Below are 20,208 nucleotides of genomic sequence, written 5' to 3'. Positions count from 1 at the left end.
CGACGTGAGCTGCCTATTTTTTCTGCCAGAGTCCCTTGCTCCCGCGAAAATCCTATCCTATCTCAGCTCGGCCCGAAACTAGCACTCATGGGCATCGATTGCTAACATCTAAAAATCTCTAACTCGTGCAAACGCTTAGGAGGACTGCATGAAATTCCGTCCGCTTCACGACCGCGTCGTGGTCAAGCGCATCGACGCCGAAGAGAAGACCGCTGGCGGCATCATCATTCCGGACAGTGCCAAGGAAAAGCCCTCGCAGGGCGAAGTCATCGCCGTCGGCCCCGGCGGCCGCGACGAGAGCGGCAAACTGACCCCGATCGACGTCAAGGTCGGCGACCGCGTTCTGTTCGGCAAGTGGTCGGGCACCGAGGTCAAGATCGACGGCGAAGACCTGCTGATCATGAAGGAAAGCGACATCATGGGCGTGCTCGACGTCCCCGCCTCCAAGAAGAAGGCCGCCTAACCAAACGCTCGCACCGCTCACCCCTGAGGAGCGCCTGCCGGGCGCCTCGCCAAAGGGGAGACCGATCTAAACACTCAGGGAAACCAATATGTCAGCCAAAGAAGTCAAATTCGGCGTCGACGCCCGCGACCGCATGCTGCGCGGCGTCGACATCCTCGCCAACGCCGTGAAGGTCACCCTCGGTCCGAAGGGCCGCAACGTCGTGCTCGACAAGTCGTTCGGCGCTCCCCGCATCACCAAGGACGGCGTCACCGTCGCCAAGGAGATCGAGCTCGACGACAAGTTCGAGAACATGGGCGCCCAGATGGTGCGCGAAGTCGCCTCCAAGTCCGCTGACGCGGCCGGCGACGGCACCACCACGGCAACCGTGCTGGCGGCTGCGATCGTCCGCGAGGGCGCCAAGTCGGTCGCCGCCGGCATTAACCCGATGGATCTGAAGCGCGGTATCGACCTCGCGATCGAGGCCGTCGTTGCGGACCTCCAGAAGAACTCGAAGAAGGTCACCTCGAACGAGGAGATCGCCCAGGTCGGCACCATCTCGGCCAACGGCGATGCCGAGATCGGCAAGTTCCTCGCCGACGCCATGAAGAAGGTCGGCAACGAGGGCGTGATCACGGTCGAGGAAGCCAAGTCGCTCGAGACCGAGCTCGACGTCGTCGAGGGCATGCAGTTCGACCGCGGCTACATCTCGCCCTACTTCGTCACCAACGCCGACAAGATGCGCGTTGAGATGGACGACGCCTACATCCTGATCAACGAGAAGAAGCTCTCCTCGCTGAACGAGCTGCTGCCGCTGCTCGAGGCCGTGGTGCAGACCGGCAAGCCGCTGGTCATCGTCGCCGAGGACGTCGAAGGCGAAGCCCTCGCCACCCTCGTCGTCAACCGCCTGCGTGGCGGCCTGAAGGTCGCGGCCGTCAAGGCTCCGGGCTTCGGCGATCGCCGCAAGGCCATGCTGCAGGACATCGCGATCCTGACCGGCGGCCAGGCCATCTCGGAAGACCTCGGCATCAAGCTCGAGAACGTCACGCTGCAGATGCTCGGTCGCGCCAAGAAGGTGATGATCGACAAGGAGAACACCACGATCGTCAACGGCGCCGGCAAGAAGGCCGACATCGAGGCGCGCGTTGCCCAGATCAAGGCGCAGATCGAGGAGACCACCTCGGACTACGACCGTGAGAAGCTGCAGGAGCGTCTCGCCAAGCTCGCGGGCGGCGTCGCGGTGATCCGCGTCGGCGGCGCGACCGAAGTCGAGGTGAAGGAGCGCAAGGATCGCGTTGATGACGCGATGCACGCGACCCGCGCGGCTGTCGAGGAAGGCATCGTCCCGGGCGGCGGCGTCGCTCTGCTCCGTGCCGCCGAGCAGCTCAAGGGCCTGCGCACCAAGAACGACGACCAGAAGACCGGCGTCGAGATCGTGCGCAAGGCGCTGTCGGCGCCGGCCCGCCAGATCGCGATCAACGCCGGTGAAGACGGTTCGGTGATCGTCGGCAAGATCCTCGAGAAGGAACAGTACGCCTACGGCTTCGACTCGCAGACCGGCGAGTACGGCAACCTGGTGTCCAAGGGCATCATCGACCCGACCAAGGTCGTGCGCACCGCCATCCAGAACGCCTCCTCCGTGGCGGCGCTGCTGATCACTACCGAGGCCACGGTCGCCGAGCTGCCGAAGAAAGCCGCAGCCGGCCCGGCCATGCCCCCGGGCGGCGGCATGGGCGGCATGGGAGGCATGGACTTCTGATCCAGCCGCATCGAAGAATACGAGAATTACAGAACCCCGGCACCAATGCCGGGGTTTTTTCTTGTCGCCGTGTTCATGTCCCTTGTTGTGCTGGCGTGCGTAGCCCGAGCCCCGAACTTCATGCGGAAGTTGAAAAAGGGCCAGTGTAGATGCCTCCAGCCTCTCACTTACAGCGTAAGCTGAAGCAGGTCTCTTCCGACAACGATGTTGCTTCCATATGTCGTCCGAACCGCGTCCCTCCATACGTCGGGTGCCGCGTTGTTATCACCCGCAGGCACGAAATGATTGAGAACAAGTGTTTTCACGTTCGCCATCGCTGCGATGCGGCCCACAGTGTCCGCGCGGGTGTAATGGCTCTCACAACGGCGTCCAGACCGGGTTCGTACGACGCTTCGTGCACTAGATAATTGGCTTCCTTCGCGAAGTCAGCGAGCGGCGGAAAACTGGAATTTGGACGCATAGCTCTCGATGGAGACGGCGGCATCGACAACAGTCTGCGACGGACAGGCTCGACTGCAAGGATTGAGACCTTAGTATGTTGGAAAGCAGACAAAGCCAACACAGGCATGGTGCGAACTGTCGACTATTGGTTGGCACGAAGAATGCAAACCCTAGCTATGCCTAGGGGCTTCTCCAGGCTTGGCTACCATTGCAAGTTGAGGCCGTGGCTGGCCGCTGAGTTTAGCGGCGCGTGACATAAATCAAGAGGGCGTCTGCTCGGCCGATACCGACGGGCGTCTTGTCACGTTGCCGCTAACTTCCAACGGCGTGAATAGCGTTTCGTAGTGTGTTTAGAGCAGAATGAGCGGGACGCGCTGGAGAGGGCGCGAAAGACCTCGGAAAATGAACGCAGAGAACAACTTCGCGGCCCGGCTCCTTGACGCCGGACGCCTCGCAGCAATCGCGCGTACATGCGGCCTGAAGGCGGATGTTTCATACTACGTCGACGAGGCGCTCAAGGAGCTTTGGCGAACCAGGTCGCCGGAAGAAGCAAAAGCGATCGCAGAGCGTTGGGTCTTATGGGACGCAAAGGGGAGGCCCTGGCCGCGCATGCCCCCACTGGAAAACGTCGTCCCGTTCAATCGGACCGGCGCGACAAAGATATCGGCCGTAAATCGGCCGAGGACGCCCTTGCAAGCAATCCGCCACTGGTTCGAAAAGCAAGATGAAGACGTGCGATGCGAAATCGCCGGCATGGCGGCGCTTTTGATTTTCGAAGGTGGCAATCTTCTCGATTTCAGCAGCCAGGAGTGGTGTGACCATTTGCGCCGATGGCTGAGTGAGACGGGGCTACCAAACCATAAGATCATCGGCCGCGCTCTGACGTTTCGCACCTGTTTTGAGTACTTCTCGGAGAGGAGGTTCACCGAAGCAGCGTGGACGCGATCCCAAGAGGCCGCTGTGAAAATCCTTGAACATGCTGGCCTTGCCCCAAACTCCGAAGCTGCGAGTCTTGCACCCATCGCCCAAAAAATGCTGGAGACCTTGCCAGCGCGGAAATGCCGCTGGATCGAAGTGGGCAAGTCCTGGAGCAAATTAGTCGATACCAGTCTGGCACCCCGGGCCCTCAGGGTTTGGAGTGCCTCGTATATGGAATAAGATCGCGGGAGGCGCTTAAATGTATGCTCGGCGCTGTGCCGGTCCAAGCAACTAAGCGGTCAATGTCTGAGCGGCTCGTCGCGCACATGAGTAGTATCGCCAGCTATCGTCGTCGCAAGCCAAATCGCGCAGGCTTATCTTTCAGGCGGACGAGACCGAGCAAGCGATAGGCCTTTGAGAGCTTGCCAAAATGGTGAGCCACGGTTGCCGACCAGGGCAACTCGGGATCGTCGTTGATCAATCGCGCGGAAATGCCGCCCTCGCGTTCCACCAGGCGCTTGAGCCCCAGCAAAAGATCATCCGTGCGATAGGCAAGTTTGGGGCGCTGGCCGGGATGGCGGCGCTGGCGCCTGATTGTTTTGCCTTCTCGCTTGCGCTGGCAGGCGCTGAGCATGATTTGCGAATGTGTCTCGAGCGGCAGCTTGGCCGAAGGCCTTGGCCCGGGTGAACGAACCAATCGCTTAACGAAATAATAGGCGCCGGGGGTATCCTCGTCCCAGTCGAGAAGCTTCTGCGTGACATATCCATGCTCACCATGCAGGCGGCGCAAGGCCAGCAGAAGCTCCGCGTCGCTCCAGCGGACGCCGAGGATATATTCGTCGGGTGGGAGACGAGGTCCATGGGTACAGCGTTTTCTCACCGGGGCCGCGCCCCCGAACTGGATTCCGCCAAAGCGCCAACGAAAGCGCCTCTTTCCCGACGATCAGCGCGAACTCTGCCTGGCGACGGCTTGGCGGTTGGTTGAGGATGGACAGACCGTCCTGGTCTTCTGCCCGGAGCGACGAAGTGTCGAACCCTTCGCAGACGTGATCGTGAATCTTCATGAGCGCGGGGCGCTGCGTTCCTTGCTCGAAGCCGATCCTGCGGTTCTAAGCGCCGCGATCGCATTGGCTGAGGAGTGGCGGGGCCGAATAGCGCAATCCCCTCCGCGCAAGCACTACGCAGAGTGGAAGGACGAATTTTGAACGTCTGCTAAGCGTCTACATCCGTTTCGGCCGCGCGGCCAACGCGATAGATGAGAACCGCAAGGACTTCCAGCGAGTGCAATGGGGCACCGTTGCCGACGATCCCGCGGCTAAACCGGACGCCGAAGGGCCGCCCAAATTGGTGCAGATGTGGTTTGCGGGCAATCACTCCGATATAGGTGATAGCTATCCTGAGATAGAGCCGAGGCTCTCGGACAACGCCCTGACGTGGATGATCGAAGAAGCCGCTTCCATACCCAATGGCTTGAAACTCGGTCCCGTGCTCGTGAACGCCTCCAAGCGGGCGAACGCCGGCAGCGCCGGCACTCCATATTTCTCGCGAAATCGCCGCGCTTGCTCGAGGCGTTCAGCTGCATATTGATCACGTGGATATCCGGCGCCATGCTCAAGCACCACCGTGACGACCTCCGTAGCGATGGCGTCCACTTGCTTCCGGAAGCGCATTAGGGGACCTGTTGGTGTCTTGGTCGGTACCCCGCACAGCATAAGCAAGTTCGCCAGGCTGCGGACGGTGTAAGCACCGCGACTAAAGCCAATAAGGAAGATTCGATCACCGGGCTCGTAGTGGTTGATGATGAAGACGTAGTGCGCGAAGACGTAGCATACAGAGCTGGTCAAGATTCATGTTCGCAGCTGGTCTGGCTCGTTTCGGCATCCCGGCCATTCGCGTGTCAGGCCAATTTCGTCCTTGCTGGATCAAGCGCAGTTATTAAGTCTGGCGACAGATCGAGAAGCCATAGAGCGGTGAGGAATGTCCCGAGGGTCATTCCAGTGTCACCCGTTTCGACCTTGCGTAAGGTCGGCAGCGATACGCCAAGCCGCCCTGCGAGGCCATTAAGCCGAGACGCCGCCAACCGAGCCGCCTCTTTATTGAGCGGCCCCAGCAACTAGTTGGGGGCCGGTGGAGGCAGTTGCTGGGGCCATCTACCAGCCCGCGTGGGGCGCGGGCAGGTTGCTGCAACCCTTCAAATAAGCAGGATAACGGCTGTTATTGCGATCGGGCTAAGTCCTAACGCGACGATTCCCGCGCGGAAGAGAACTTCGGCCATGAGCACACTCCACACTTAGGGACCACGGTAGTTGTGCGTAGTAACGTTACTCGCGCAAAGTGCAATATCTGTCAACCTATTCTAGCGCTTCTGGCTGCAAATACTTGCTTGCTATCCCGCCGCTGGGCTCTGGCTCGGCGGCCAGTCAATTTCATCGCGGCCTCATTTGCGAGGTGTAGTAGCCACCGAGGAGCAACAATTTCTCTGCGCAATTGCGGTGCGCGCTTTCCTGATCGTCGTTCGGGAAGCGCTGACAAGCAGTCGCGGTATCCCGCTTTGACTTTGACTGTGATCCACGCTGATGAAAGAGGAGCGCCAAAGAACAGAAAGAAGATTGAATGGAAACTCCTGACCGATCTTCCGGTACAATCGCGAGGGGGGGCGATCGAGAAACTCGAATGATATTCTCTGCGATGGAAGATTGAGGTCTTCCACAGATACTCAAATCCGGCTGTAGAGCAGAGGACTCGCAACCGCGGACTACTCAGCGATTGACGAATCTAATCTCACTGTTCTGCATTGTGAGCTGGCGCATTTTTTGGATGACGATGCTCAATCGTTCAGCGCCAAATGTCTCACCGGAATTTGCGCTGACCAAAGCTGAAATCCAATTGCTTGATCGGCTCGTTAAAGACAGATCCAGTCAGCACCCAACGAAAGACATTGTCGCATTATCTCATCAAGATCGCCAGGCTCGGCGGCTATCTCGCCCGCGCCAACGATGCGCCGCCAGGGAATCTGATCATGTGGCGCGGACTATCGCGATTCATCGATATCGCAACGGGAGCGAAACTCTGATTCAAAAATGTGGGTAATCGTAAGCTTCTTCGTCAGCTTACCGACAGGTAAGTGCTTCAGAGGTTACAACGTATCGTAGTGGACCGAGTCTACTCAGTCCTGGCAAGGGAGTATGGAATGGATCCCTTTGAGGCAGGGCAGATTCTGTGCGGCGATGGGATCCCGTCGAACGAACGAGAGGGGCAGGAAAACGAGGCCGGGGCGCAGTGGGACGGAGTGCTGACAAGCTATGACGCGGCAGATTCAGCTCATGCGGAGGGCGACCAAGACCAGACGGTTGAAAATTGGGCTGCCGAACGGGACGTGGGCCCACTCGAGGATCGAGAAGAAGCCTTAACGCGATTAAATCTCTCCGAGAGAGATCAACATCTCGATCTCGGATCGTTGTCCCTGACCAGTCTGCCCAGATTTTCGACCGACCTCAGGCAAATCGACGTTTCCTTCAACCGGCTAACCAGACTGCCCGATAGCTAGCCTGCCCGCCACCCTCGGGGCGCCCAACGTCAGTCACAACCAGCGGACCCACTTGCCCGCCCTTCCGGCCGTGCTCGCTTATCTCAACGCGAGTGATAACCGACTAGCGAGCCTGCCTGAGGCCCTTCCTCCTGCGCTTCAGTTTCTCGACGTCAGCTACAATGAGTTACCGAATCTGCCGGAGATCCTCTCTGATTCGCTCCAGTATCTCGAGGTCAGCGACAATCAATTGACGAGTCTGCAGGAGGGCTTACCCGCTATGCTCCGTACTCTCGCCGTTAGGCGCAACCAGCTAACCAGCCTACCCGAGAACCCACTGACGCAGTTGAGCGCTGGTGCCGAGTTAGATCTGTCTGGAAATCCGCTGCCGGAGCAGGTGCCGGCAAACCTGCATACAGGCTCGATTTTGTGAGCACCAGTGTACCACCGATTCGGCCCGCAACGCGCGGCGAGCATCGGAACAGCGAGGCAACCATGGTAAAACCGTTCCCGTCGAAGACCCATATCGGCAACCATATGCTACATCCGGAAACCCTGATGCTGACCTATGGCTATGATCCGCAATTGTCGGAGGGCGCCATCAAGCCGCCGGTGTTCCTGACCTCGACCTTCGTGTTCAAGACCGCCGAAGACGGCCAGGACTTCTTCGATTACGTCGCCGGCCGGCGCGAGCCGCCGGAAGGCATGGGGGCGGGCCTCGTCTATTCGCGCTTCAACCACCCCAACAGCGAGATCGTCGAGGACAGGCTCGCGGTCTACGAGCACACCGGCAGCTGTGCACTGTTCTCCTCGGGCATGGCGGCGATCGCGACCACGATCCTCGCCTTCGTCCGGCCCGGCGACGTCATCCTGCACTCCCAGCCGCTCTATGGCGGCACGGAGACCCTGCTGACGAACACGCTGGCGCGCCTGTCGATCGGCGCGGTCGGCTTTGCCGACGGCATCGATGAAGCCTCCGTCAGGCAGGCCGCGGAGGAGGCGACGGGGAGGGGGCGGGTTTCGATGATCCTGATCGAGACCCCGGCCAATCCGACCAACGGCCTCGTCGACATCGCGATGATCCGCCGCATCGCCGATTCTATCGGCAAGGCCCAGGGACACACGCCGATCATCGCCTGCGACAACACGCTGCTCGGCCCGGTGTTTCAGCGGCCGATCGAGCACGGTGCGGACCTGTCGCTGTATTCGCTGACGAAATATGTCGGCGGCCACTCCGACCTGATCGCGGGCGCCGCGCTCGGATCGAGGGCGATCATCAAGGGCATCAAGGCGCTGCGCGGCGCCATCGGCACCCAGCTCGATCCGCATTCGTGCTGGATGATCAACCGCTCATTGGAGACGCTGAGCCTGCGCATGGAAAAGGCCGATGCGAATGCGTGCCTGGTGGCGAGCTATCTGCGAGATCACCCCAAGGTCGCCAGGGTTCACTATCTCGGTCATCACGAGCAGGCCTCGCCCTCGGGGCGGGTGTTCGCGAGACAATGCCTGGGCGCGGGATCGACCTTCTCGTTCGACATCGTCGGCGGCAAGGAGGCGGCGGTGAAATTCCTCAATGCGCTGCAAATCCTCAAGCTGGCGGTGAGCCTCGGCGGCACCGAGTCGCTCGCGAGCCTGCCCGCGACCATGACCCATTCCGGCGTTCCCGCCGACATTCGCCAAAAGATCGGCGTGCTCGATTCCACCATCCGGCTGTCGATCGGGATCGAGAACCCGTCCGATCTGATCGCGGACCTCGCGCAGGCGCTGAACGCGGCTTGAGCAGGGGATCACAGCGGATTGGACGCGCGGCACGCTGACATGACGCAGCGTGCGGCCTCATTGCTCTGCGCGCCCGAAAGCTGTCGCACGAGGCAAACGTAATAGCATTGCTGGATGCGTTCAGCAGGGAATCGCCGGCAGGCCGTCAATCTCACTCTATTTCGAGCCATTCGGAGACGGCGCGACCCGTGGGCCAACGAACGAAACCAACTCGCAATTGCCGCCCGATCCCGTGCCCGACCGCGATCACCGCCCTTCGGATCGCCGGGAGCTGCCGCTGTTACGGTTGACGAAGCGCCCGAGTATAACGTTTAACCGTTTCAGGTTTTGGGCTTTTGATGCGTCGGCTTGTTGTACCCGTCACCCTGCGCCTTGATAGGCTACATCTGACGCTTCAGGCGGCATTTGGCTGGACGAATAGCCACCTCTTCGAGTTCTTCGCTGGTGAGGTCCGTTGGGGGATACCTGGTCCCCACAAGGATTACGGCCACCAGCCCTTGGACGCCAGCAAAGCGCGGCTCTGCGATATCGTTCAAGAGACCGGCGCCAAGACGATCCATTATTTCTATCATGGCTCGACGCATGTTGTTCTGCCGTCCAGCCTCAAGTTCACAGATCATCCCGTCGCACCATCGAGTCCCTGATCTTACCCTCGCTGAACGTGAGGACAGAAGGCGATCATCGGTTCGTCCAGAAAGTTGGACGCCGTGGCGACGATCGAATTGCATTTGTTCGAGTGCGTATCGAGCGGTCGGCCCCTCAATTACGAAATCGCGAAAACCGCAACGATTTCGGAGAGAAATCGTCGACGGGACAAAAAGTCACTCAAGCACTGCGCTTGGCGGAGTTCTTCCGCGCCTGCGCGGTCGGCACTAACTTTGACTTCGGGCATAGCCGTCGCTTCGTTGCATTTGCGGTCTCGCCGTTCGAGGAGTGGATCTGGGATATCTCCGACCGAATGTGGGAGGAGGATCCCTATCAACGGCGCATCCTAAGCGCCGGAGAAGCAATCAAAGATGCTCGAGGATCGACGGTCACCGCCACTGACGACTGACGGCGCTCAGGGTTGAGCCGCAAGTTCTCACGCAACGAACCATCGAAGGGGCTTGAATCGTGCGTCGCGTCATATTGTACAGTCTCAGCTCGTTGTTTGCGGCCGGACTCGGAATGGCTCCATGCGACAAGAACGACGCGGATAAGAGTACGACTTACCATGCATAACCGGACTATCAGCTCGTCGAGTATCGAATCGCTCCCGCATGCAAGGGAAATTGGTGAAATCGAGCACTCAGTAAACAGTGCCGCGCAACCTGATACAGATACCCCGAGGTTTGTGGACGTGCTTGCAGACATTCAGTCGACGCCGAATCCGAACGCTAGTTCGTCTGCGGCGGCAGCACCGTCGTACTTCCTCGCTCAGCGACCTCCTGTCATCGAGATCACAAGGTCTCAATTCAAAGACAAAATGAAGGATTTTCATGGCGCTGAAATCAAGCATATCGCGGCGAACTCACAAGAGTACTCGCCTTTCGTATCCTCAAAGCTGCGCGTACGGCAAGTCTGGCTGAGGGCACCGGTACGGCCAGAAGACATACCGACGACGCTCGATATTTCAGCTATGAGTTAGGCAACGAAAGCGTTTGGCTTCTAAGGACAGAAGCCGGATTTCAGATGAATGAGGTATTCGAAGGCGAAAAGTGGCGGGAACTGTTTCCCGGGCGAACTGAAATCACATCCACCACAGCTCTTCGGCTTAGTCATCCGCTTGTCGACAACGCGGGGGATATTCTGCTGGAATGTCAACTTCGGCTCGATGGCGAGCGACCATTGATCAATTCCACTCCGGTCAGTCTGGAAGCGCGATCCCGCCTCGCGGCGATGGGTTTTGTTGAGGTGGATGAAGCCAACATGGTGCTTGATCCTGCCCAGCGTCCCGATAAGTGGACTAGGAATGCTGACGGTGAATGGCAGCGTGCAAATAAACCTGAACTGTACCTTTCTAAAGCATGGGACGCCAAGGATGGCGATGACGAGAGCGTTGTAAGTATCTCGACCGAGTCGTGCGACGATGACGTTGATGTAGATGAACTCACTCGCGCGCTCGACGAACTCCTTGCCCAACAATAGACAGTTCGCCCGATGTTCCGGCAGCAACCATTCTGCCTTTCTAGGTAGCATGTCATAGACCCTTGGCTGATGGTATTTGACTTCTTGCGATCCTTGAGGAAAGAAAGCCGGCGAAGCTTATGTGCGCGGCCGTTGATGTCCTGACGCGCAGGCTCAACTGGCGACCGGACGGTTCCTATGAACTGCTCAACGGCGCGGTCTGGCGGCACTGGAGCTTCCGCAAGGGCAGTGCCCCCGCAGTCGCTATCGGTACTGCGCCAGATCCTCGCTAGGGACGCGAAGATGAACGTGTTGATCGGGCACGGTCTGTTCGATCTTATTACGCCCTATTTCGGTTCGAAGATGGCGCTCGATCAGTTGCTACCCTTTGACTCGGAGCGGCGGGTCAAATTCGTGGTCTATCGGGGCGGCCACATGTTCTATTCACGCGTCGCGCCAAGCCTTCGCGCAGAGACTGACGCGATGATGAAGTGAGGCGTATGTTTATCAAGCTGACGGCGAGCTAGGTCATGCGGGTTCGCGTTTTGCGCGCATAGGAGATCGGTGCTCCTTCGCGCGAGACCGCAACTGAAATGCTAGTCAAAATATAAGACCCGCGCCGGACCAGCCGAGATGTCCCGGAGCGTGGTGGTGACTTCGTGCTGGTGTTCGAAGCGGCCCCAATAAGGCTCGCCGCGAGAACGGCGCGGTCTCTCCTAGCGCTCGAAGCCGAACGAGCGTTTTTCGGACAACGGTTCCTGGAATTGGTCGATATACTCGGCATGGCGACGCTCCCAGGCCAGTGTCCCGTCGCGACGAGAAAGAGTCGGCTTGGATGGCCTGCGAGAGCGCCTGGTGGTCTCCTACGAAGACGACCCGTCGCTTCGCCCTGGTGAGCGCCACCACGTAGATCAGGGTTCGATCAAGAATGCGGCTTTCCACGACCGGGATGATGACCTTCGGGAAGGCGCTGCCCTGGGCCTTGTGGCAGGTGATCGCATACGCGAGCTCGAGGTCCGGAAGGGCGTAGGCCGGCACCAGCTTCGATTCGCCGTCGAAGGAGATCTCGAGCGCCGGTCCTTGCTCCATCTCGGCTCGGTCCACGACGCTTCCGATACTGCCATTGTAGAGATCGAGTTCGTAGTCGTTGATGGTCCAGATTACCGGCTCTCACGGGCAGAAGCGATCGAGCAGGACGGGTGCGTCCTGCCTTGCCGCTTCATGGCTCGCGGTGGCTCGGATCGAACCGCTGGATCTGTCGCTGGTCCCTTTGACTGAGCCGACGACCTGCGCCTGGCTTGGTCCGCCCATCTTAGATAATAAAGAGAGTACCATATCGACGATCTCGGCTTGATCGCACGCCACGAACTATACCCCGGTCCCGCGGCCTGCATCGAAGCGATCGAATGCAACGCGCTATGCGCCGCGACCGAGAAGGTGCGCGGCGGAACGCCAGCCGTGATGCGCGAGCGCATCAAGGCGCCGGACAGCATCGACACGAGCGATCGCTTCGTCCGCCGTCACCGCTCCACTGGCCACCAGGCCGAGCGTAACCTTGCGGTGGTCTCTCAGCACTTCGCCGAGCGCTTTCGCGCAGTGCTCCAGATGGGCAAGGGCCTGCTCGGTCGATGTCTCGGCTGTGGCGAGTGCCTTCCCTGGGTGGTGCGACCGCGTCGGCGCTGTTCTCGGCTTGATCTTTCTGGCGGAATCGGAAGCGTCGGGCACGACAGCGACTTCAGCGGCGAGCGATGCCGCGCTACGCATGGCCTCCACGCAGAGTTCCACCGCGCGCATGTCCTGGGAGCCGCTGGGGAGCCGACCGAGTTCGATTTCCTCGCCGAAGGTTTCGGCCAGGCGAGACGCGTGGTCAAGTGCATGTACCGTGCTGGTGAGCCGCCGCTGCTCATTCTGCGATTCAGGAGGTCCACTTACTTCTGATATGAACTCCTGCGCCTGGCGCAGGGCAGAGGCAGCTTCCCCCGCTGGCACTGTGTTCTGTCTCGCCGAGACGGAGGCGTCCTGACTCGCTGTTGACAGTGCTGTCGCCAATGATCCGCACATGGCTTCAAGCGCGCGCGCGACCGTGCGTCGCACTGCCTCGACGGTTGCGATCGGGGTCGCGAGCGCTGCCGGATCCAGGCACCTGGTCAGCGGTGAGCCTCGTTCGGGCAGGATGCGCTCGACGAACCAGGTAAAGCCATTGATCACAGGCAGCAGCACCAGGACGCCGATGACGTTGTAGGCGGTGTGATAAGCTGCAAGCAGCGTTACACCACCAATGCTGTCTGAGGCGCGGACCAGAAGGGGAATGGTCACGGGGAAGAGCACCAGCGCAATAGCCGCCGCAATCAGCTTGAACAGGATGTACGCCAAGGCCAATCGCTTGGCGGTGCTGCTCGCGCCGATTGCCGCCATGGCGGAACTGGTCGCCGTTCCGATGTTCTGCCCAATGATCAGTGCGCATGCCTGGTCTAGGCCGATGGCTCCAGCATAGTGTGCCGAGAGCGTCACCGCGATAGCCGCGGTCGACGATTGCATCACGGCGGTCATCACCAGTCCGACGACGGCCAGCGCCAGCACCCCGTACAAGCCGGCCCACCAGGTGGCGCCGAGAACGGCCGGCAAGTCCGCCGGGTGCAACCGTTCGGCCAGTCCTCCCATGCCCTGCTGCAGGGTCGTCAGCGCGAACAGCACCAGCGCGAACCCCGCAAGGGCTGCTCCCGCTGCGGATACACGGCCACCGCCCAACAGCTTGATCAATGCGCCGACGAAAATCATCGGGAGCGCCGCGGCCGTGAGGGAGACGCGAACGCCGATCAGCGCAACGAGCCAGCCGGTTCCCGTGGTTCCGACGTTCGCACCGAACACCAGGGCCAGCCCCTGCGGAAAGGTCAGCACGCCCGCGCTTACCAGACCGATGGTGGTCATCGTCGTGGCGCTGGACGATTGCACGATCAAGGTCACGATGGCGCCCCACAGCGCACCGGATAGCGGGGTCGCTGCTGCCTTGCTCAGGACTGTCCGCAATTTGGATCCGGCGAGTCCCTTGAGGCCGGCGGTCATGACGCTCATGCCAAGCAGGAACAAACCAACTCCACCGAGGACCGAGATCGCCGTCGACATGCGTGCTCTCTTCGCAGTGCACCGACAATTGAACCAATCAAGCTAAAGCAGCGGCGCCCTGAAGTCAGCACGGGATGAGGACTTGTCATCCGGCGCATCAAGCGACGTTTTTTTTGTCGCACGGGTTGAACTCAGAAGAGCGCGGCAGACAGGCTTGCGGCGAGTCCTTGTTCGAGACACATGCGACAATGTCGCTTACTTAATTGCACCGAACGCTAAAAACATCTCGGGATTGTGAAGCTGCGCGCATGATTGCGCGGCAAGAGACTTTCGGGTCTGTGCTAAGTTTCGGCCGTGCATCACGCGCGGAATAGGGGCAGCACTTCGAGCCATCAGGGAGTGTTCAATGTCAGATCTCGTTGCGATCGTGTACCCATCCGAAGTCAAAGCAGAGGAAGTTCGGCAAAAAATACTCAAGCTTCAGAGCGAGTACCTGATCACGATCAGCGATGCCGTTATCGCAGTCAAAACCGGGGACGCTGTAAAGCTCAATCAGCTCGTGAACACCACCATGACCGGCGCCGCCAGTGGCAGCTTCTGGGGACTGCTCTTGGGGATGGTATTCCTAAATCCCCTTCTCGGCGTGGCTCTCGGAGCCGGCGCAGGCGCTTTGAGCGGTGCGCTGACCGATTTCGGGATCAGAGACCAGTTCATGAAGGATCTCGCGTCGAAGGTGAAATCGGGAGATGCCGTTCTGTTCCTGCTGATCAAGTCCATGACCTCGGACAAGGTTCTCAATGCGATCAAGGATGCGGGAGGGATCGTCCTGACGACCTCGCTCGATGAAAAGAAGGAGCAGCACCTTCGCGACACTCTCGCGGCCGTAACTCAGGCCAAGGCTGCCTAGCGTGTGAGCCAAAGCCTGGCGCCATGTCAAAGCATCGCCGGGAAGAGTAGTAGCTGCGCTGTCACGGCAGTCGCTGTGGCAGCCACGCTGCAGTTTCGCGCAGGGATCAGTGCGCAGCGGCATCGGTCCCTGGGCAGGATCGCCCGCGAAGGAGGCCGGGCGCGGCCGTGCGGCTCCGCGGCTGCTCAGCCGGCTCTTTTCCGCGCTATCAAAAGCCGGGAGAAAATCATGCGAAGATTGCTATTATGGGGGCTCGCACTTGGGATTGCTTCGGCCGGGATTACGGCGACCAGCGGTCGTTCGGAAGCCGGCCTTATGGCGCCGCTGGGCTTGCGTCAGGCTGCCGACGAGCTTCGTCTCGCGGAAACTGTCCAGTTCACCTGGAGAGGCCATCGCTATTGTTGGTACAACAGGGGATGGCGCGGTGGCGGCTGGTATCGATGTGGTTTTAGCTCAAGGCGCGGCATGGGCTGGGGTGGTCCGGCGGGATGGCACGGATGGCGACGGCCAGGCCACCGCCCGGTCACGCGGCCTCCGAGACCTGGTAGGCCAGGAATCGAGCGCCCGCGACCACTCCCGCAACCGCTCCCTGGCAGGAACTGATGGCATCTTTGTCTGTTTTTCGCCGGCCGCGACGTGGCCGCACGTCAGTCGGAGCCCGCCATGTCCTTGAAGGAGCCGCAAATACGCGCGGGCCAAGCGTGTGATGCCGTACTGGTCGATCTCGCGCTGCAGGGCGGTGGATCGCACGGCGCTTTTATCGGGGGGCTCGATCGGCTCATCATTGTGCTGCAGGTCATCCCTTGCATTACACCGGGGGCATCTCTGTTCGGCCTAACCGGATGCCTCTTTAGCGGTTAGATCACGAGCAGTCGTTGATCTAAGACCGCCTGCGGCTGTTTGGGTTTTGGTCCCTAAGAGCGTGTCAACCACTTCGGGTGCGGCTGCTTGAAGCGGCTATCTGTCGTCCTTGCGGCGCGTCAGATCCTTGCTTTAGCTAGGTGCGGGAAATACAGCCAAGACGATTTGATCGGCGCACAGGGAGCTGCCGCGCAGAACCGCTGGGAGAGGTCGCTTTTGTGTGTCGCGCCGGGCGTCCGTAGCCAACTTAGATCCGGAAGTGGATGTTATACTAAATTCGCAAAAACAGTATAATGGCCGCGCTGGCGCTGGCATTGGTGCCTCTGGTCCGGCTTGCCTAGGCGCCGGATCGTACCAAAGCCGGTCGGCTCTCGAAGTGAAACTCGCAACCAAGAGCGTGATAGTGGCGCTGGTTGACGATTGCCGAAATTGCGAGGTTAATGGGCTTCACCACTCACCATCCGAGCGGGCAGCAAACAGATGGAGGAAAGGCTACATCATCTTCATATTGAGATGCCATGGCTAGGACCTTTAGATTGTGGTCGTTCGCAACCACCACAAGACGAGGTCGAAGACATTCTCACGGAGCGCCGGGCGTCGCGCGCGGTACGAAGCCGATCTGGAAACCGAATACGCGACCTATGCGCTCGAGGGTCGCTACCGTCGGATTGGCGCCGCCCCGCTCCATCTCGGAGACTTGTCGAGTGGTGAGTGAAAATACCTTCGCGAATTCAGCTTGAGAAAGTCCGAGCGCATGCCGCATTTCAGCGATGCCTTCTGGCAGCCGCAGTTGCGCGCTCCGCGCTTTCTCGTTGATCGCGGCGCGGCGATCCCATATCTCTTCCCGAGTGGGCTTTCGTATCCTCGGCATCGTCTATCCATAAGTCGGTCGATTCCGCAGCCTCGCGACCTTGTCGGCCATATCGTCGCCGCGCACAACGGCGCTGGCAATGACGCTGTCCGGCACACCGTACATCCGCGCCGCTTCAGGCAGTGCGCGAAGTAAGTCCTCCTTCTCGGCGAGCGCGGCCATGAGATCGTCCGCCGGCACGCCGGGCCTCGCGACGGCGTCGCAGATCAGGCGCCAATCCGGCTCGATGTCACTGCCGCCGGCAAAAGCCATGCAGGCCCACTTCGTGGACCTCATGATCCCCGCGAGCGAGATGCGCATCGGCGCGAAATCGAATAGCGGCGACAGACGCACCTGGCCGTCGGGAAACTTGCGCAACGCGGTGTTTCTGCCGTGGTTGTCCGGATTGCCCATCGCGAGATTGAGCATGTCGCGCCGCAGGTATTCGATCGTGTCCGCGAGCGGGTCAGAAGAGACCTCTTGAAGCTTCGCGACATAGGTTTCGTGCTTCTCCAGATGCCCGAACGCCGCGACGCCGATCGCGGACACGAGGCTCTCCTGACCGTACCGGATCAGTCCGCTGGAATCTCTGCCGCGGTCGAACCTCGGCACGACCAGCACGCCGTTGCCGTGTGTGCTGGTCCGCTCGACATGCAACCCGAAATCCTTTGCGACCTTCGCATAGGCGGCCTCTGATCGAAGGATCCGCTGGTCGATTCCTTCCTCGCTTCGAAGCAACTTGGCGATCACATGGTCCCCGGCATCATCGTCGGCTACCATCGGATCGGGATACCAGAGTCCGTCCGCCATCGACTTTGTGAGCGCGACCTTCGGCCAGTCGCCCTGAAGACCGCTGGAGCCGGAGGCGATAAGGGCAAGGTCGTCCGCCATCGCGAGGAAATGGTCTGTACGCGCTAGAACGTCGTCCATTGAGACGCCGATCCGGACCATCTTTTCGATGCGCTGGACTTCTTCCTCGCGTGCCTCCTTTATGCGGAGATTGCCAACTGGAGCGCCGGCCGATCGCAGCAGCAGCTTGATCTGGGTCGCTGGATCGCTTGCTTTGAGACCGAGAAACGCGGCCATACGGTCTGCCTGCTTTCCCTGAGGGATCAGATCCAGCAGGAAGGCCGGCCAAGTGTCCGCCGTCCGGTCCTCGAGGTCGATTGGCGCGGCCACCGAGTACGCCCGAAGGTCGCGAACCGGATTCTTTGTCGTTCCGTGCTCATAGAAATAGCTCATCTCGTAGCCGGCCGGAGACCGGCTTCCGATCCCATTCTCGGCATGGGCAAGCGTTATGACGGCGGCGTCATGCCACGCGCCGCCCAAAAACGTCTGTACGGTAAGCTTCACAATCGACCCCTTTAAGGGCTATTTATTCTTCCAGAAACCAATAATCAACCCATTATAGGGTTATAATTAAGAATATGGAACCTGATTATGGTCTCGGAGCGACCCGTCAGCTACGTGGCCGCCGAGGGATACGTGCCACCACGGCCGCTGGGGAGCTCGCCGGAGTCGGCTCCAATGAGTTCGGATGAGCCCGGCTTCGCTGATCCGCTGTAGCAGATACGTGAGGATGAACGTCGATCACGGCATAGTGTGCGGCTGATAGCCTAAGGCGGCGGTCTCGACATCTGCTCGGTCTGCCGGGCGCTGGGACCTCGTTCGTGGGGGTTCGCAAGGAGGTTCGCCATGCGAGACCGCATCGATATCGACCACGCGCACAGCCGCGCAATCGTCCGAGAGATCGGCGAAAGATTGCAAGCGTCCCTTGGCCAAGACGGAGAACTGCCGGACGGCCTCAGACGTCGGATCGATCGGCTTCGAGAATTGGACGAAGAGGCGCCATCGAGCGTTCCCGATCTCCAGGGCGACGAGGGCAGCCGTCTGACGCCTGGCGTGGCGGGGCGCCATCGAACGGGGCCAGAAACGGGTTAGACACCGGCTCCGTTGAGCCGATGTTCGGTAAGGATTCGAAGAAGCCACCGGGTTCGTTCCCCAGAGTTCCGGATGGTGGCGTACATAGGAGATGGCCATGAAGATCAGCGAGGTGATGACACGCGATGCGAAACTCGCCAGTCCCAACGACACGCTCCTGCGCGCGGCGAAGCTTATGAAGGACTGCGATTGCGGCATTCTGCCCGTCGCCGACGGCGACGGGCTCGTCGGCATGATCACCGACCGCGACATCGCGGTGCGCGGCATCGCGGAAGGCAAGGGCCGAAGGCCAAGGTCCGCGACGCGATGACGGACGAGGTGAAATACTGCTTCGAGGACGAGGATATATCCCACGTCTGCACCAACATGAGCGACATCCAGGTGCGGCGGCTGCCGGTCATGGACCGCGACAAGCGTCTCGTCGGCATCGTGTCACTCAGTGATCTAACGCACCATTCGCCCGCCACTGGCAGGGCGCTGCACGGATCGCCCGACCGAGCCAGCAGCACAACCAGAGCTCAGCTCCCGCCTGAGCCTTCGTCAGTCGGCCGGTCGCGGCCGCAGAGCCGCCGGCATGCGGGCGCCGTAGGTGAGGAGGCCTCGTAAATCCGACACTTGCCATCGCACCTGCTGCAGGGCCGGAATAGATCCTGCGACCGGCGGCGATGTTCTGCACGGGAGGACGTCCCTTTCCGTCGCAAGCGGCGCACTTGATTTCGACGGCCGCGCCAGGCCTAGATATTTATATGCCTCGCCCGAGTGACCGGAGTTCGAAAGTGGCCAAGCGCGGGGAACCTGCCGGTCGATCATCCGCGATGCGTTTGAGGGCCCACCCGCCTTGGCGTCGTATCTGTCGGCCAGAGCCAGCAGCCGCTTCCTTGTGAACTGATCCGCTTTCTCGGTGAGATCGCGGACGCGTAGCGCCTGCTGCTTGAAAACTCGCTATCCAAAATCACCCCCACGCGACAATGGCGCCGATTTCAAAACAGGCGAGTGACTTCGTCAAGGTACATACGCTGCGTCGCAGAATTCAATTGCCACGCTCCGCCTTAACATGGGTGAATTCGGAATTGACGGAGCGGTCCTATGTTCTTGGCGGGTTTCCTGACGACGGGGCTCTCGATGTTCGATGCCGAAACGACCGCGCTGCTGCGCGCGGTCCTGGACGAAGTCTGCAAAAATATTTCCCGCTATGAAACCGCCGCGCGCGCTCATGTCGCTTCCAAGATCCTCGAAGCGGCGAGCCACGGAAAGACCTCGGCTGATGACTTGAGGCGGATCGGCAGAAGCGCCCTTGGCACGGCCCCAACGATGTCGGGGTGATCTCGGGCGAGCCGATGGAGGCCGCGATGAACGAGTTCGACGCGCGCATCCGGGCGAGGCTGGACCTCGTGCTGGAAGAGGTCTGCCGCCAGCTATCCGGCCACGGCGGCGACCATGAAAGCCGAAAGTATGTCGCGATGCACTTGATGAGGGCCGCTCGCGCCGGAAGGATCGACCTCGATGAGCTGCGGGGCGCAGCGGACAGCGCCCTGCTGGATCTCACTACCCGGAAGTCGGCCTAATCGTCGGCGCAGGCATAAATTTGGTTCAGCGTCCGACTATAAAGTTTGCG

General features: G+C 60.4%; 18 protein-coding genes and 5 pseudogenes. 17 read left to right on the top strand and 6 right to left on the bottom strand.

From position 1 onward, the window contains the following. Nucleotides 1-148 precede the first annotated feature (148 nt). From groES to J6525_RS22100, 3 genes are all read left to right on the top strand, one after another. Nucleotides 149-463: a co-chaperone GroES gene (groES, locus tag J6525_RS22110; protein ID WP_069280009.1), complete on the top strand. Its 315-nt coding sequence runs from the start codon at nucleotides 149-151 to the stop codon at nucleotides 461-463. Between the two features lie 88 nt (nucleotides 464-551). Further along, nucleotides 552-2,201, top strand: a complete 1,650-nt coding sequence (groL, locus tag J6525_RS22105; RefSeq protein WP_225646258.1) for a chaperonin GroEL — start codon at nucleotides 552-554, stop codon at nucleotides 2,199-2,201. An 843-nt stretch (nucleotides 2,202-3,044) separates the two neighbouring features. Further along, on the top strand, nucleotides 3,045-3,800 hold the full coding sequence (locus tag J6525_RS22100; RefSeq protein WP_225646257.1) for a hypothetical protein: 756 nt from the start codon (nucleotides 3,045-3,047) through the stop codon (nucleotides 3,798-3,800). Nucleotides 3,801-3,903: 103 nt separating this feature from the next. Here the strand turns inward: J6525_RS22100 and J6525_RS22095 are convergent, their stop codons facing one another. Next, the gene (locus tag J6525_RS22095) at nucleotides 3,904-4,440 is read right to left on the bottom strand and encodes a hypothetical protein (RefSeq protein WP_225646256.1); all 537 of its coding nucleotides are present in this window, start codon (nucleotides 4,438-4,440) and stop codon (nucleotides 3,904-3,906) included. Between the two features lie 329 nt (nucleotides 4,441-4,769). Here J6525_RS22095 and J6525_RS22090 point away from each other — a divergent pair, with 329 nt between their 5' ends. Continuing rightward, nucleotides 4,770-5,147: a phospholipase effector Tle1 domain-containing protein gene (locus J6525_RS22090; RefSeq protein WP_225646297.1), complete on the top strand. Its 378-nt coding sequence runs from the start codon at nucleotides 4,770-4,772 to the stop codon at nucleotides 5,145-5,147. Here the strand turns inward: J6525_RS22090 and J6525_RS22085 are convergent. Further along, nucleotides 5,093-5,371 (bottom strand): annotated as a pseudogene (locus J6525_RS22085) (phospholipase effector Tle1 domain-containing protein); the annotation flags it as partial. The gene J6525_RS22090 and the pseudogene J6525_RS22085 overlap by 55 nt on opposite strands. Before the next feature lie 1,127 nt (nucleotides 5,372-6,498). Here J6525_RS22085 and J6525_RS46975 point away from each other — a divergent pair. From J6525_RS46975 to J6525_RS22045, 8 genes and pseudogenes are all read left to right on the top strand, one after another. Next, the gene (locus tag J6525_RS46975) at nucleotides 6,499-6,633 is read left to right on the top strand and encodes a hypothetical protein (protein WP_283848634.1); all 135 of its coding nucleotides are present in this window, start codon (nucleotides 6,499-6,501) and stop codon (nucleotides 6,631-6,633) included. 117 nt (nucleotides 6,634-6,750) lie between these two features. Continuing rightward, the gene (locus J6525_RS22080; RefSeq protein ID WP_156436364.1) at nucleotides 6,751-7,107 is read left to right on the top strand and encodes a hypothetical protein; all 357 of its coding nucleotides are present in this window, start codon (nucleotides 6,751-6,753) and stop codon (nucleotides 7,105-7,107) included. 52 nt (nucleotides 7,108-7,159) lie between these two features. Next, on the top strand, nucleotides 7,160-7,519 hold the full coding sequence (locus tag J6525_RS22075) for a hypothetical protein (protein WP_057018804.1): 360 nt from the start codon (nucleotides 7,160-7,162) through the stop codon (nucleotides 7,517-7,519). 62 nt (nucleotides 7,520-7,581) lie between these two features. Continuing rightward, on the top strand, nucleotides 7,582-8,865 hold the full coding sequence (locus J6525_RS22070; RefSeq protein ID WP_225646255.1) for a cystathionine gamma-synthase family protein: 1,284 nt from the start codon (nucleotides 7,582-7,584) through the stop codon (nucleotides 8,863-8,865). 338 nt (nucleotides 8,866-9,203) lie between these two features. After that, entirely contained in the window at nucleotides 9,204-9,509 is a 306-nt protein-coding gene (locus J6525_RS22065) for a plasmid pRiA4b ORF-3 family protein (RefSeq protein ID WP_082653917.1), read from the top strand. 92 nt (nucleotides 9,510-9,601) lie between these two features. After that, nucleotides 9,602-9,919, top strand: coding sequence for a hypothetical protein (locus J6525_RS22060; protein WP_225646254.1), 318 nt, complete (start codon nucleotides 9,602-9,604; stop codon nucleotides 9,917-9,919). Nucleotides 9,920-10,078: 159 nt separating this feature from the next. Then, nucleotides 10,079-10,992 (top strand): annotated as a pseudogene (locus J6525_RS47975) (hypothetical protein). A 110-nt stretch (nucleotides 10,993-11,102) separates the two neighbouring features. Further along, nucleotides 11,103-11,466, top strand: a pseudogene (locus J6525_RS22045) (peptidase S10); the annotation flags it as partial. A gap of 105 nt (nucleotides 11,467-11,571) precedes the next feature. Here J6525_RS22045 and J6525_RS22040 read toward each other — a convergent pair. After that, entirely contained in the window at nucleotides 11,572-12,075 is a 504-nt protein-coding gene (locus J6525_RS22040) for an ATP-binding domain-containing protein (protein ID WP_225646251.1), read from the bottom strand. Nucleotides 12,076-12,387: 312 nt separating this feature from the next. Then, nucleotides 12,388-14,094: a Na/Pi cotransporter family protein gene (locus J6525_RS22035; RefSeq protein ID WP_225646250.1), complete on the bottom strand. Its 1,707-nt coding sequence runs from the start codon at nucleotides 14,092-14,094 to the stop codon at nucleotides 12,388-12,390. A gap of 346 nt (nucleotides 14,095-14,440) precedes the next feature. On the opposite strand from J6525_RS22035, the gene J6525_RS22030 reads away from it, so the two are divergent. Then, nucleotides 14,441-14,941 carry a DUF1269 domain-containing protein gene (locus tag J6525_RS22030; RefSeq protein WP_092090414.1) on the top strand — a complete coding sequence of 167 codons (501 nt, stop codon included), beginning with the start codon at nucleotides 14,441-14,443 and terminating at the stop codon, nucleotides 14,939-14,941. Between the two features lie 663 nt (nucleotides 14,942-15,604). Further along, nucleotides 15,605-15,724: pseudogene (locus tag J6525_RS22025) on the top strand (patatin-like phospholipase family protein); the annotation flags it as partial. Nucleotides 15,725-16,382: 658 nt separating this feature from the next. Here the strand turns inward: J6525_RS22025 and J6525_RS22020 are convergent. Next, nucleotides 16,383-16,673, bottom strand: coding sequence for a helix-turn-helix domain-containing protein (locus tag J6525_RS22020; protein WP_225646249.1), 291 nt, complete (start codon nucleotides 16,671-16,673; stop codon nucleotides 16,383-16,385). 3 nt (nucleotides 16,674-16,676) lie between these two features. After that, entirely contained in the window at nucleotides 16,677-17,981 is a 1,305-nt protein-coding gene (locus J6525_RS22015) for a type II toxin-antitoxin system HipA family toxin (RefSeq protein ID WP_225646248.1), read from the bottom strand. Nucleotides 17,982-18,690: 709 nt separating this feature from the next. On the opposite strand from J6525_RS22015, the pseudogene J6525_RS22010 reads away from it, so the two are divergent. The 3 genes and pseudogenes from J6525_RS22010 (at nucleotide 18,691) to J6525_RS22000 (ending at nucleotide 20,158) form a co-directional block, all read left to right on the top strand. Next, a pseudogene (locus J6525_RS22010) lies at nucleotides 18,691-19,126 on the top strand (CBS domain-containing protein). 589 nt (nucleotides 19,127-19,715) lie between these two features. Continuing rightward, entirely contained in the window at nucleotides 19,716-19,916 is a 201-nt protein-coding gene (locus tag J6525_RS22005; RefSeq protein ID WP_057016779.1) for a hypothetical protein, read from the top strand. A gap of 26 nt (nucleotides 19,917-19,942) precedes the next feature. Then, a complete protein-coding gene (locus J6525_RS22000; protein ID WP_057016778.1) occupies nucleotides 19,943-20,158 on the top strand; it encodes a hypothetical protein in 216 nt (71 codons plus the stop codon). Nucleotides 20,159-20,208: the final 50 nt, after the last annotated feature.

The organism is Bradyrhizobium australafricanum, from assembly GCF_020329495.1.
In the GTDB taxonomy this organism is placed as follows: Bacteria; Pseudomonadota; Alphaproteobacteria; order Rhizobiales; family Xanthobacteraceae; genus Bradyrhizobium; species Bradyrhizobium australafricanum.
Note: the sequence above shows the minus strand (reverse complement) of the source record. Positions and strands in the feature narration are given on the sequence as shown.

What these genes read in the sequence shown, in the direction of transcription:
- J6525_RS22035 (WP_225646250.1), bottom strand. Translation starts at nt 14,094, where the DNA reads ATGTCGACGGCGATCTCGGTCCTCGGTGGAGTTGGTTTGTTCCTGCTT.
- J6525_RS22070 (WP_225646255.1), top strand. Translation starts at nt 7,582, where the DNA reads ATGGTAAAACCGTTCCCGTCGAAGACCCATATCGGCAACCATATGCTA.
- J6525_RS22030 (WP_092090414.1), top strand. Translation starts at nt 14,441, where the DNA reads ATGTCAGATCTCGTTGCGATCGTGTACCCATCCGAAGTCAAAGCAGAG.
- J6525_RS22080 (WP_156436364.1), top strand. Translation starts at nt 6,751, where the DNA reads ATGGATCCCTTTGAGGCAGGGCAGATTCTGTGCGGCGATGGGATCCCG.
- groES (WP_069280009.1), top strand. Translation starts at nt 149, where the DNA reads ATGAAATTCCGTCCGCTTCACGACCGCGTCGTGGTCAAGCGCATCGAC.
- J6525_RS22065 (WP_082653917.1), top strand. Translation starts at nt 9,204, where the DNA reads ATGCGTCGGCTTGTTGTACCCGTCACCCTGCGCCTTGATAGGCTACAT.
- J6525_RS22020 (WP_225646249.1), bottom strand. Translation starts at nt 16,673, where the DNA reads ATGCCGAGGATACGAAAGCCCACTCGGGAAGAGATATGGGATCGCCGC.
- J6525_RS22100 (WP_225646257.1), top strand. Translation starts at nt 3,045, where the DNA reads ATGAACGCAGAGAACAACTTCGCGGCCCGGCTCCTTGACGCCGGACGC.
- J6525_RS22005 (WP_057016779.1), top strand. Translation starts at nt 19,716, where the DNA reads ATGTTCGATGCCGAAACGACCGCGCTGCTGCGCGCGGTCCTGGACGAA.
- groL (WP_225646258.1), top strand. Translation starts at nt 552, where the DNA reads ATGTCAGCCAAAGAAGTCAAATTCGGCGTCGACGCCCGCGACCGCATG.
- J6525_RS22000 (WP_057016778.1), top strand. Translation starts at nt 19,943, where the DNA reads ATGAACGAGTTCGACGCGCGCATCCGGGCGAGGCTGGACCTCGTGCTG.